This window comes from Escherichia sp. E2562 (assembly GCF_005781075.1).
In the GTDB taxonomy this organism is placed as follows: domain Bacteria; phylum Pseudomonadota; class Gammaproteobacteria; order Enterobacterales; family Enterobacteriaceae; genus Escherichia.
Window position 1 is genome coordinate 116,417 of sequence record NZ_VATM01000015.1, and the last position, 12,381, is coordinate 128,797.

The window sequence follows — 12,381 nt, forward strand, 5'->3', positions numbered from 1 at the left end:
TTACCACGCAATCAATATTGCCAGGGCGGAGCATACGCAGATCGCAAACAGCGACAAATCCATTAACAAGGGATGCCAGATGTCGCCCGCGTAGATCCAGTCGCGAAGCAGGCGGTGCAGGACAAGCCAGACGACGAATCCAAGCGCGAAGGCTTTGAAAAACGGAGGAAAGTAGACGGATGCACCGAACACCAGATCTTGTAGGGGCAATCCTGTTGCACTATGCATAAACTTCACAAAATAGATTCCTTTGAGGCTGAGTTTATTGCTTTAGATTAATAAATATTGTTTATGTGAGAGAAAATTACTCGCTATTTCTGAAAAGCATGTCTGACGGTAAGCAAATGCAGCAATCCATTTGTTTTAGCAATACAATTGCTGCACACTATTCTAAAAGCCGTATAATATCTTAGCAAGCTAATTATAAGGAGATGAAATTGGAATCGCCACTAGGTTCTGATCTGGCACGGTTGGTGCGCATATGGCGTGCTCTGATAGACCATCGCCTGAAACCCCTGGAGTTAACGCAAACCCATTGGGTGACGTTGCATAATATACATCAGTTACCTCCAGACCAGTCGCAAATTCAACTGGCAAAAGCGATCGGCATTGAGCAGCCATCACTGGTTCGTACGTTGGACCAACTGGAAGAAAAAGGGTTAATTTCGCGTCAAACTTGTCCCAGCGATCGGCGGGCCAAACGTATTAAACTGACGGAAAAGGCGGAGCCGCTGATTAGCGAAATGGAAGCTGTTATTAACAAGACCCGGGCGGAAATTTTGGATGGGATTTCAGCAGAGGAACTGGAACAACTGATTAGGCTCATTGCAAAACTTGAGCATAATATTACTGAGTTACAGGCCAAAGGGTGAAATAAAGGGGGCGTGTGGCCAGGTAGCTGACCACACGTCAACTTGTTTAGCGCGGGGAAACCGTCACCTGGCTGCCGTTGCTAGCCAGAACGACACGTTGTCCCGGAGAGAAATGGGTATTGCCCTGTTTCTGTACCACCATGATGGTGTTGCCATCATCTTTACGAATTTCCAGCTCCACACCCTGTGTTTTGTTCATTGCGCTCTGTACGCCCTGACCGGCTACACCACCCGCGACGGCACCTGCTGCGGTAGCCAAAGAGCGTCCAGTACCGCCACCAACGGTATTACCAAGAAAACCACCGAGAACCGCACCGCCAATTGCGCCGATGACGTTGGAATCATCACCGCCCTGAATCTGTACCTGCCGTACGTTCACGATTGTGCCGTAGCTGACATTCTGCACTTGCTTCGCTTCAGAGGCAGTATAAACATCGCCAGATAGGGTATCGTTGTTAACACAACCAACAAGAGAAAGACCTACCATTGATACAACCAGTACGCGTTTAATCATTGAAAAATCTCCTGATTACCATGAAACGCCTCACAAGCATCCCTAATGGTCAAAGTAAACCGCATTAGTATAACCATGATTACATGTTCCACTAAAACATGATTAAATCATAATTAGAGTAGGGTTAACCAAGTATAAACAAAACATTCATATTAGTTATTGATGTGAATATAATCTTTTACTACCAACGATAAAAATCGGCTCTTATGCATGGAATTCGCGAAAGGTTTGTGTTTGAGTGGAACGCAAACATCAGGTTGAAAAAGGATGAACTATGAAATCAGGCCGCTTTATTGGTGTTATGTCAGGTACTAGCCTGGATGGTGTCGATGTTGTGTTAGCGACGATCGATGAACACCGGGTGGCGCAGCTGGCAAGTTTGAGCTGGCCGATTCCCCCATCACTCAAACAGGCGGTGCTGGATATTTGCCAGGGGCAACAGCTTACGCTCTCCCAGTTTGGTCAACTGGATACCCGACTTGGCTGCTTGTTTGCGGATGCCGTTAATGCACTATTAAAAGCAGAAAATTTACAGCCGAAAGATATCGTAGCTATCGGTTGTCATGGCCAGACCGTCTGGCACGAACCCACGGGCGTCGCGCCACATACGCTACAGATAGGTGATAACAATCAAATTGTTGCGCGGACTGGAATTACCGTCGTCGGGGATTTTCGCCGTCGCGATATCGCCTTAGGTGGCCAGGGCGCACCGCTGGTACCTGCTTTTCATCACGCATTGCTGGCCCATCCAACTGAGCGGCGAATGGTGCTTAATATTGGTGGTATTGCCAATCTGTCACTACTCATACCAGGGATGCCGGTAGGTGGCTACGATACCGGACCGGGCAACATGCTAATGGACGCATGGATCTGGCGTCAGGTCGGTAAACCTTACGATAAAGACGCTGAGTGGGCGCGGGCGGGTAAGGTTATTCTGCCGCTGCTGCAAAAAATGCTTAGCGATCCCTATTTTTCCCAGCCAGCACCCAAAAGCACCGGGCGCGAATACTTTAACTATGCCTGGCTGGAGCGCCATCTACGCGATTTCCCTGGCCTGGATGCGCGAGATGTCCAGGCAACACTGGCGGAACTTACCGCCGTGACCATTTCTGAACAAGTCTTGTTGAGCGGTGGCTGCGATCGATTGATGGTATGTGGTGGCGGAAGTCGCAATCCGCTGCTCATGGCGAGGCTGGCTGCATTACTGCCCGGTACTGAAGTGACCTCCACCGATGCCGTTGGCATTAGTGGCGATGACATGGAAGCGTTAGCCTTCGCATGGCTTGCCTGGCGAACGCTGGCTGGGCTGCCCGGCAATCTACCTTCCGTTACCGGCGCAAGCGAGGAAACGGTATTGGGCGCTATTTTCCCTGCAAACCCGCGATATCAGAGTTAACTGAATTTTTCTTACTGCGTCTGCCGTTACACTTGGAAGTTGAGGAGGGCGTTTTTGCCCTCCGGACCAGGAAAGTCTTCGGGATATGTTTATGAAAAAACTGTTACTACTTTGTCTGCCGCTATTTCTTACCGGCTGTGGCGCGTTTAATCAACTGGTTGAGCGCATGCAAACTGATACGCTGGAATACCAGTGTGATGAAAAACCGTTGACGGTCAAACTGAATAATCCGCGTCAGGAAGTTAGTTTTGTTTATGATAATCAACTGCTGCACCTTAAACAGGGGATTTCAGCGTCTGGCGCACGTTATACCGACGGTATCTACGTTTTCTGGTCAAAAGGTGATGAGGCGACGGTCTATAAACGTGACCGCATCGTCTTGAATAACTGTCAGTTACAAAATCCGCAGCGTTGAGATTTTTCCAGGGGCGGCGCACAATAGCGTCACCCACTGACAATTTGTAAAGAAAACCATGGCTGATAACGACGAATTGCAGCAAATCGCGCATCTGCGCCGCGAATACACAAAAGGCGGTTTACGCCGCCGCGATCTTCCCGCCGATCCTTTAACCCTTTTTGAACGCTGGCTTTCTCAGGCCTGTGAAGCCAAACTGGCCGATCCTACTGCGATGGTCGTCGCCACCGTTGATGAACATGGTCAACCCTATCAGCGCATTGTTTTACTAAAACATTACGATGAAAAAGGGATGGTGTTTTACACCAACCTCGGCAGCCGTAAAGCACACCAAATCGAAAATAATCCGCGAGTTAGCCTGCTTTTCCCATGGCATACCCTGGAACGCCAGGTGATGGTTACTGGTAAAGCGGAACGTCTTTCGACTCTCGAAGTGATGAAATATTTTCATAGCCGCCCGCGTGATAGCCAGATTGGCGCGTGGGTATCGAAGCAGTCCAGCCGTATTTCTGCGCGTGGGATCCTTGAAAGCAAGTTTCTGGAATTGAAGCAGAAGTTTCAGCAGGGCGAAGTGCCGTTGCCGAGTTTTTGGGGCGGTTTTCGCGTCAGCCTTGAACAGATTGAGTTCTGGCAGGGCGGTGAGCATCGGCTGCATGACCGCTTTTTGTATCAGCGTGAAAACGAGGCGTGGAAAATCGATCGCCTCGCACCCTGAAAAGATGCAAAAATCTTGCTTTAATCGCTGGTACTCCTGATTCCGGCACTTTATTCTATGTCTCTTTCGCATCTGGCGAAAAGTCGTGTACCGGCAAAGGTGCAGTCGTTATATACATGGAGATTTTGATGGCAAGCAGTAACTTGATTAAACAATTGCAAGAGCGGGGGCTGGTGGCCCAGGTGACGGACGAAGAAGCGTTAGCAGAGCGACTGGCGCAAGGCCCGATCGCGCTCTATTGCGGCTTCGATCCTACCGCTGACAGCTTGCATTTGGGGCATCTTGTTCCATTGTTATGCCTGAAACGCTTCCAGCAGGCGGGCCACAAGCCGGTTGCGCTGGTAGGCGGCGCCACGGGTCTGATTGGCGACCCGAGCTTCAAAGCTGCCGAGCGTAAGCTGAACACTGAAGAAACTGTTCAGGAGTGGGTGGACAAAATCCGCAAGCAGGTTGCCCCGTTCCTCGATTTCGACTGCGGAGAAAACTCTGCTATCGCAGCGAACAACTATGACTGGTTCGGCAATATGAATGTGCTGACCTTCCTGCGCGATATCGGCAAACACTTCTCCGTTAACCAGATGATCAACAAAGAAGCGGTTAAACAGCGTCTCAACCGTGAAGATCAGGGGATTTCGTTTACCGAGTTTTCCTACAACCTGTTGCAGGGCTATGACTTTGCCTGCCTGAACAAACAGTACGGTGTGGTGCTGCAAATCGGCGGTTCTGACCAGTGGGGTAACATCACCTCTGGTATCGATCTGACCCGTCGTCTGCATCAGAACCAGGTGTTTGGCCTGACCGTTCCTCTTATCACCAAAGCAGACGGCACTAAGTTCGGTAAAACTGAAGGTGGTGCAGTATGGCTGGATCCGAAGAAAACCAGTCCGTACAAGTTCTACCAGTTCTGGATCAATACTGCTGATGCTGACGTTTACCGCTTCCTGAAGTTCTTTACCTTTATGAGCATTGAAGAGATCAATGCCCTCGAAGAAGAAGACAAAAACAGCGGTAAAGCGCCACGCGCTCAGTATGTGCTTGCGGAGCAGGTGACGCGTCTGGTTCACGGTGAAGAAGGTTTGCAAGCTGCGAAACGTATTACTGAGTGCCTGTTCAGCGGTTCTCTGAGTGCGCTGAGTGAAGCGGACTTCGAACAACTGGCGCAGGACGGCGTACCGATGGTAGAGATGGAAAAAGGCGCTGATCTGATGCAGGCGTTGGTTGATTCTGAACTGCAACCTTCCCGTGGTCAGGCGCGTAAAACTATCGCCTCTAATGCCATCACCATTAATGGTGAAAAACAGTCCGATCCAGAATACTTCTTTAAAGAAGAAGATCGTCTGTTTGGTCGTTATACCTTACTTCGTCGCGGCAAAAAGAATTACTGTCTGATTTGCTGGAAATAATGCATTAAGTGGAAAGGGGGGGTGAGAAATCACTCCCCCTGATTTTTATACAGGGAACACGATGAAAAATATTCTCGCTATCCAGTCTCACGTTGTCTATGGTCATGCGGGTAACAGCGCGGCAGAGTTTCCAATGCGCCGCCTGGGCGCGAATGTCTGGCCACTCAACACCGTTCAATTTTCTAATCACACCCAATACGGCAAATGGACCGGCTGTGTTATGCCGCCCAGCCATTTAACCGAAATTGTGCAAGGCATTGCTGCCATCGATAAGTTGCACACTTGTGATGCCGTATTAAGCGGCTATCTGGGGTCGGCGGAGCAGGGCGAGCATATCCTCGGTATTGTCCGTCAGGTGAAAGCGGCGAACCCGCAGGCGAAATATTTTTGCGATCCGGTAATGGGACACCCCGAAAAAGGCTGTATCGTTGCGCCAGGTGTGGCGGAGTTCCACGTGCGTCACGGTCTTCCTGCCAGCGATATCATCGCGCCAAATCTGGTTGAGCTGGAAATCCTCTGCGAGCATCCGGTACATAACGTCGAAGATGCGGTTAAAGCTGCGCGCGAACTTATTGCTCAGGGGCCTGAAATCGTACTGGTGAAACATCTGGCGCGTGCCGGTTACAGCACAGAACGTTTTGAAATGCTGCTGGTCACTGCCGATGAAGCATGGCATATCGACCGTCCTCTGGTAGACTTTGGCTCGCGTCAGCCAGTAGGCGTCGGTGATGTGACGAGCGGGTTACTGCTAGTGAAACTACTACAGGGCGCAACGTTGCAGCAGGCGCTGGAGCATGTGACCGCGGCGGTATACGAAATTATGGTAACCACCAAAGCAATGCAGGAATATGAGCTGCAAGTTGTAGCAGCCCAGGATCGTATTGCTAAACCAGAACACTACTTCAGTGCGACGAAGCTCTGAAAAGTGTCTTGTCGGCCCACAGTATCCTGCGGGCCGATAACCATTACTGCAACCCTTCCGCAGTTAGCGCGGCTTTTACCGTCGGACGTTCAGCCATACGCTGCATATAGGCGGCAATATGATCTAAACCTTCCAGATTCAATTTCACCCCATATGCCCAGCGCAGTACAGTAAACAGATAGGCGTCAGCAATAGTAAAACGTTGCCCGCAAATCCAGTGATCCTCTTTCAGCGCATCGTTAACGTACTGCAGTTTTTTCTCCAGCTGTGCGCGTGCAGTCGGTTTGAACTCTTCCGGTGTAGCCGGGTGAAACAGCGGAGTAAAGCCTTTATGCAACTCAGTGGCGATATAGTTCAGCCATTCGATGGTTTTATAGCGAGAAATACTGTTTACCGGAGCCAGTAACTGGCGGTCGGGGACGCTGTCGGCAAGATACTGCATAATGGCCACGCCTTCCGTGAGCAGAGTGCCATCGTCCAGCAGCAGAGCAGGAACCTGCCCTTTAGGATTAATCGCAAAGTAATCATCGCCGTTTTCCAGACGTTTTTTCATTAAATCCACACTGGTGAGCGTAAAGTCCTTTCCGCTCTCACGCAGGATGATATGGGAAGCAAGAGAGCAGGCGCCCGGTTTGTAGAACAGTTTCATCGGTAACTCCTTTTGGCTGTGGTTTAAAGTATGGTAGTGCGTTGCTGAACAAAAAAAAAGCCGCTAACGAAAAGTTAGCGGCTTGTAAAAGAGTTTCCCTGAAATTTACGCTACGGCAGCTTTCGCCGCTTTATCAGCAGCATCGTCCTGAGTCATACGATGCAGTTTCGGCGCGGTCAGCAGCATCAGCACTGCAATAACAGCAGTAGCAACACCAATCTGTAAGAATACGCGGCCATATACTTCCAGCGACATCAGCGGATCGGTTACGTTATCCGGTACAGCCATCATACCCGCAACATAACCACCAATCAGGTTTGCACCGGCAGTGGTCAGGAACCAGCTACCCATAATAAAGCCCATCAGACGCTGTGGAACGAGCTGCGCAACCATTGCCAGACCCAGACCGGAGATCATCAGTTCACCGATACTCTGCAGGCCATAGCTTGCGACCAGCCAGCTTACAGACACGATACCGGCGTCAGAGGCGAATTTCGCGCCCAGTGGCAGGATCAGGAACGCGCCAGAACACATCACCATACCGATAGCAAACTTAGTCGGCATCGGCAGGGTATCGCCCATCTTGTTATAGATAGCGGCGAGAATCGGGCTACCAATGATGATCCAGAACGGGTTCAGTGCCTGATACTGTTCAGGTTCTACTGCCAGGCCCAGAATGGTGTGCTCAACGTTACGGATTGCAAAGAAGTTCAGAGACGTCGGCATCTGGCTGTACAGCACGAAGAAGATGATTGCTTCAAGCATCAGGATGAAAGCAACGATCATTTTACGACGTGCAGCACCTTTCATTGCAAAGGCTTCTTTACCGAAGATAACCACGATACCGAAGGCAACAACGCCCAGCGCCATACGCGCAACGTCCTGGTTGTGCAGCAGCCAGGTGGCAATAGCAATCAGCGCGACAACACCAATAATGGTTAACAGCAGATTGCGGTAGTTGATCGGCTCGAAGTCAGGTTTTGAACCGTACTGCTTAACCCAGCGTTGGCAAAAGGCGAAGTTAACGATGGTGATCAACAGACCAACTACGCTAAGGGCGAATGCGACGCTCCAGCCATACTTGGCTGCTAACCACGGCGTTGCAATCATAGAGAAGAATGAACCGATGTTGACGGACATGTAGTACATGGTGAATGCACCGTCCAGACGTGGATCGTTTTTCTCGTAGCAAGTTGACAGCAGTGAAGACGGGTTGGCTTTAAACAGGCCGTTACCGACCGCAATTGCCGCCATACCCATATAGACGATACCGGCATCGTGACCAGACCAGGCAACCAGCGCATAGCCAATAGCCAGCACAATAGCACCAAGCATAATGACGCGTTTTGTACCCAGTACTTTATCGCCTAACCAACCACCAATAGCGACAAGACCATAAACCAGGGCGCTAAAGGAAGAGAAAAGTGTGATTGAATCCGCTTCGGACATACCCAGTTGTTTAACCAGGTAAACAGCCATAATTCCTTGTAGGCCGTAATAACCAAAGCGTTCCCATAACTCGATCGAGAAGATGAGATAGAACGCCTTCGGTTGTTTGAAAGCGTTCAAACTAACGCTTTCTGTTGGTTTTTGGTTTGCAGTGGACACTTTTACCTCTTTTTTTACATCCCATATTAACGGGGGTGCTTTCTCGCGTGATGTCTAATAAACATACGCGCAATTGTTATAGTGGGAGGGGAAACGGCAGGTAATGTTCACTATCTTGCACTTTCAGACAAGTCCTTTGTAATAATCTGTTACATATAACTGGCATGGAGAAATCATCGGCCCATTGAAATGTTATCCAGCGTTAAATTTTTCAAAAAACGCAACGGCAGATTTTTTCACTACCAGAAGAGGGGGAATACTGATATTTGGCGATATGTTCTACTGTAAGGTGTTTTATGTAGTGAGATAGTCCATTATCTGAAAAATAGACAGTGTAATGTTTTGTAGGTTTATGCCCTGGTTGAATCAATGCCTTGTCAAATTTAACTTAAATAGAGCAAAATTTTTACATCATGACATCAATGTGATCTTGATCACGAATAGATAGAAAATTTCGCTATTAAAAAAACAATTAACCTGCATTTTTGGTTATTCACAAACGGATTGCCTGACAATGATGCCGCGAGGCGGCATCATTGACGTTAACAAGATGTTTTATAAGAGGATGAGAAATAGTTATCAATGGGATAACGATGTTACCCCTTTTCGTCAGATGTCAACTTTCTCTTTGTATTCACAAAGATCTTCAATAATGCAGGAGCCACAGCGAGGCTTGCGGGCAATACAGGTGTAACGCCCGTGGAGGATTAACCAGTGGTGGCAATCGACTTTGAATTCTGCCGGAACCACTTTGAGTAGTTTTTCTTCAACCTGTTCGACATTTTTCCCCGGTGCAAATTGGGTGCGATTACAGACGCGGAAAATGTGCGTATCTACAGCAATGGTCGGCCAACCGAAAGCAGTATTCAATACCACGTTTGCTGTTTTACGCCCTACACCGGGCAGGGCTTCCAGCGCAGCGCGATCTTCCGGAACTTCGCCATTATGCTGTTCGAGCAAAATACGGCAGGTTTTGATGATATTTTCTGCTTTGCTGTTATATAGCCCAATGGTTTTGATATACGTTTTAACCCCATCAACGCCCAGTTCGAGCATTGCGGCAGGTGTATTGGCCACCGGGTAAAGCTTTGCCGTCGCCTTATTGACGCTGACATCGGTCGCCTGAGCGGAAAGCAGTACAGCAATCAGCAATTCAAAAGGCGAACTGAAATTAAGTTCGGTTGTAGGATGAGGGTTGTTCTCACGCAGGCGAGTGAGGATCTCCAGTCGTTTTGCTTTGTTCATCAGACATTCCCTGTTTCACCGTTTGGCAACTCGCGTGTAGCAGCTGCTTCAGCACGGCGCTTTTTCATTCTTTCATCAATCAGATATTTTCCCGCCAGCATCAGCCCCAGACCAATGAATGCGCCTGGCGGTAACATTGCTAACAGGAAGGGAGAATCGGTATGGAAGATCTCTACCCGCAGTACTTTGGCCCAGCTACCTAACAGCGCATCGGCACCGTCAAACAATGTTCCGTTGCCGATGATTTCGCGTAGTGAACCCAGTACGAACATGGCGCAGGTTGCGCCCATGCCTATCGAAAAACCATCAAGTGCGGAGAGCGCCGGACCTTTTTTTGCGGCGAAAGCTTCCGCACGGCCAACAACGATACAGTTAGTGACAATCAGAGGAATAAAAATCCCTAACGATTGATACAGGCCAAAGGCGTATGCGTTAATCAGCATTTGTACGGCGCTGACCACCGAGGCGATGATCATCACGTAAATCGGGATTCGGATTTCGGCTGGCGTCCAGTGACGCAGCGTCGAGATGGTCAGGTTGGTGAGAGTCAACACCAGCGTTGTCGCAAGCCCTAAACCCAGTGCGTTGGTGGCAGTGGAAGTGACCGCCAGCAGCGGACAGAGGCCAAGTAACTGGACCAGTGCGGAGTTGTTCTTCCATAACCCCTGAACAATAACGTCTTTAATTTCGCTCACGGTTTATTCTCCACAGGCAGGAAGCTGAGAAAGTTGTGCTGGCAACGTTTGGGCAAACAATCCGGCGCGTTTTACCGCATTCACCACCGCGCGAGGCGTAATGGTCGCTCCGGTGAACTGGTCGAAATCACCACCATCTTTCTTCACTGCCCAGTGAGCGTCATCCGCGCCGCTGATATTTTTACCCGCGAAATGGGTGATCCAGTCAGAAAGGCGCAGTTCGATTTTGTCGCCAAGTCCCGGCGTTTCGTGATGTTCTGTCACGCGGGTGCCAAGTACCGTGCCGTTAAAATCGGCCCCAACCAACAACTGAATCGCACCAGAATAACCATCTGGTGCGGTTGCCTCCAGAACGGCAGCTACTGGTTTATCATCCTTTTTCGCGATGTAAATCCGATGCTCGCCTTTTCCTAACTCAGACGCAGTCACTATATAGCAACTTTGGGCCAGCTCGTTGTTATAGCGATCGGCTGGTAACACCTGATCAAATAACGCTTTTTGTTGCAGGCTAGCCTGTTCAGCAATCGTGGCTTTGGTCATCTGGTTGATGGCAGCCGTTAAACCTGTTGAACCAGCGGCGAACAGCGCCAGCGTAATACCGTGTTTTCGGATAGTCTTCAGCATGGTTTATCCTTTGCGATGGCCGTATACGCGTGGACGCGTGTAGTAATCGATCAGAGGAACCGTGATGTTCGCCAGCAGGACAGCAAAGGCAACGCCGTCAGGATAGCCGCCGAAACTGCGGATCAGCCAGACTAATAATCCCGCCAGCGCACCGAAAATCAGACGACCACGATTGGTGGTAGACGCGGTGACTGGATCGGTCAGAATAAAGAATGCACCGAGCATGGTCGCGCCAGACAGCAGATGAATCTGCGGTGAAGCTAGTGTTTCCGGAGAGAACAACCAACCCAGCGTTGCGCACAGGGCCAGTGTCACTAAGAAACTGACGGGGATATGCCAACGAATCGCTTTCTGCCATAGCAGCCACACGCCACCAACCAGCCATGCGAGGTTTACCCATTGCCAGCCAGCGCCCGCGAGAACACCGCTGTAAATTGGATACTGCATAATCTGTTCAACCGAATGACCGGCGCGTACAGATGTTTTGAATGTATCCAGCGGTGTCGCCTGGCTAATGCCATCGATACCTAAGCGAAGTGTGTTCATATCACCACCACTGGCGGTATGACCGCTGAAGATAATCTGTACAGCGTCAATGAATCCAGGGATATTGACCGCAATCTCATGCGGCGGCAACCAGCTGGTCATCTGTACCGGGAAGGAGATCAGTAATACCACATAACCAATCATTGCCGGGTTAAACGGATTTTGCCCCAGACCGCCATACAGCTGTTTAGCGATGATTACGGCAAACACCGTGCCGAGTACCACCATCCACCACGGCGCAAGAGGCGGAATACTTACCGCCAGTAATAAGCCCGTTAGCAATGCTGAGTTATCTTTTAAGGTTGCCGTTACAGATTGCTTGCGCAGTTTGAGTACGAGGGCTTCGGCTAAGAGTGCACTGACCGAGGCCAACAGGAGTTGAACGAGAGTACCCCAGCCAAAAAACCACAGTTGCGCAGCGGTTCCTGGGACGGTTGCGACCAGCACCAGCAGCATTATGCGCGATGTCTGGCGCTGGTTATGGGTATAAGGGGAGCTAGCTATTCTGAATACCATTTAGTCCTCGTTTACAACCTTTTGCTGAGCGGCTTTTTTTGCCTGAACCCGGGCGATAGCCGCGGCAACTGCAGCCTTGCGCGGATCAACCTGTTCTTCCTGCTCTCCGTTGGCCTGCTGCTGTTCCAGCTTGCGCGCTTTAGCGCGGGCGATAGCAGCTTCAACGGCAGCTTTACGCGGATCAACCTGTTCCTGCGGTTCTTCATTAGCAGGCTGCTGTTCCAGCTCGCGCGCTTTAGCACGGGCGATAGCGGCTTCAAC

General features: G+C 50.0%; 14 protein-coding genes and 1 pseudogene. 6 read left to right on the forward strand and 9 right to left on the reverse strand.

The genetic code is table 11. The features are described from left to right. A complete protein-coding gene (locus tag FEK43_RS18495) occupies positions 1–237 on the reverse strand; it encodes a DUF1656 domain-containing protein (protein WP_130208178.1) in 237 nt (78 codons plus the stop codon). Between the two features lie 200 nt (positions 238–437). Here FEK43_RS18495 and slyA point away from each other — a divergent pair, with 200 nt between their 5' ends. Beyond that, positions 438–872 carry a transcriptional regulator SlyA gene (gene slyA, locus FEK43_RS18500; protein WP_064530079.1) on the forward strand — a complete coding sequence of 145 codons (435 nt, stop codon included), beginning with the start codon at positions 438–440 and terminating at the stop codon, positions 870–872. Positions 873–918: 46 nt separating this feature from the next. Here the strand turns inward: slyA and slyB are convergent, their stop codons facing one another. After that, positions 919–1,386, reverse strand: a complete 468-nt coding sequence (gene slyB / locus FEK43_RS18505; protein WP_064530029.1) for an outer membrane lipoprotein SlyB — start codon at positions 1,384–1,386, stop codon at positions 919–921. Between the two features lie 274 nt (positions 1,387–1,660). Here slyB and anmK point away from each other — a divergent pair, with 274 nt between their 5' ends. The 5 genes from anmK (at position 1,661) to pdxY (ending at position 6,237) form a co-directional block, all read left to right on the forward strand. Further along, positions 1,661–2,782, forward strand: coding sequence for an anhydro-N-acetylmuramic acid kinase (gene anmK, locus FEK43_RS18510; RefSeq protein WP_130208176.1), 1,122 nt, complete (start codon positions 1,661–1,663; stop codon positions 2,780–2,782). Between the two features lie 85 nt (positions 2,783–2,867). Further along, a complete protein-coding gene (mliC, locus tag FEK43_RS18515) occupies positions 2,868–3,197 on the forward strand; it encodes a C-type lysozyme inhibitor (RefSeq protein ID WP_130208174.1) in 330 nt (109 codons plus the stop codon). 58 nt (positions 3,198–3,255) lie between these two features. Continuing rightward, positions 3,256–3,912: a pyridoxamine 5'-phosphate oxidase gene (gene pdxH / locus FEK43_RS18520; protein ID WP_130224736.1), complete on the forward strand. Its 657-nt coding sequence runs from the start codon at positions 3,256–3,258 to the stop codon at positions 3,910–3,912. Positions 3,913–4,040: 128 nt separating this feature from the next. Continuing rightward, positions 4,041–5,315, forward strand: a complete 1,275-nt coding sequence (gene tyrS, locus FEK43_RS18525; protein WP_053264059.1) for a tyrosine--tRNA ligase — start codon at positions 4,041–4,043, stop codon at positions 5,313–5,315. Between the two features lie 61 nt (positions 5,316–5,376). Further along, positions 5,377–6,237 (forward strand): pyridoxal kinase PdxY, encoded by an 861-nt coding sequence (gene pdxY, locus FEK43_RS18530; RefSeq protein ID WP_130208172.1) that lies wholly within the window; start codon positions 5,377–5,379, stop codon positions 6,235–6,237. A 43-nt stretch (positions 6,238–6,280) separates the two neighbouring features. On the opposite strand, the gene gstA is transcribed toward pdxY, so the two are convergent. From gstA to FEK43_RS18565, 7 genes and pseudogenes are all read right to left on the reverse strand, one after another. Next, a complete protein-coding gene (gstA, locus tag FEK43_RS18535; protein ID WP_135493918.1) occupies positions 6,281–6,886 on the reverse strand; it encodes a glutathione transferase GstA in 606 nt (201 codons plus the stop codon). Positions 6,887–6,991: 105 nt separating this feature from the next. After that, positions 6,992–8,494, reverse strand: a complete 1,503-nt coding sequence (dtpA, locus tag FEK43_RS18540) for a dipeptide/tripeptide permease DtpA (protein WP_064530078.1) — start codon at positions 8,492–8,494, stop codon at positions 6,992–6,994. 609 nt (positions 8,495–9,103) lie between these two features. After that, positions 9,104–9,739 (reverse strand): endonuclease III, encoded by a 636-nt coding sequence (gene nth / locus FEK43_RS18545; protein WP_001030332.1) that lies wholly within the window; start codon positions 9,737–9,739, stop codon positions 9,104–9,106. Further along, the gene (rsxE, locus tag FEK43_RS18550; RefSeq protein ID WP_064530022.1) at positions 9,739–10,434 is read right to left on the reverse strand and encodes an electron transport complex subunit RsxE; all 696 of its coding nucleotides are present in this window, start codon (positions 10,432–10,434) and stop codon (positions 9,739–9,741) included. Before rsxE ends, nth begins: the two co-directional genes overlap by 1 nt. A 3-nt stretch (positions 10,435–10,437) precedes the next feature. After that, on the reverse strand, positions 10,438–11,058 hold the full coding sequence (rsxG, locus tag FEK43_RS18555; protein ID WP_131161930.1) for an electron transport complex subunit RsxG: 621 nt from the start codon (positions 11,056–11,058) through the stop codon (positions 10,438–10,440). Between the two features lie 3 nt (positions 11,059–11,061). Continuing rightward, positions 11,062–12,120, reverse strand: a complete 1,059-nt coding sequence (gene rsxD, locus FEK43_RS18560) for an electron transport complex subunit RsxD (protein ID WP_135406778.1) — start codon at positions 12,118–12,120, stop codon at positions 11,062–11,064. After that, positions 12,121–12,381, reverse strand: a pseudogene (locus FEK43_RS18565) (electron transport complex subunit RsxC); the annotation flags it as partial. It lies immediately after the preceding gene.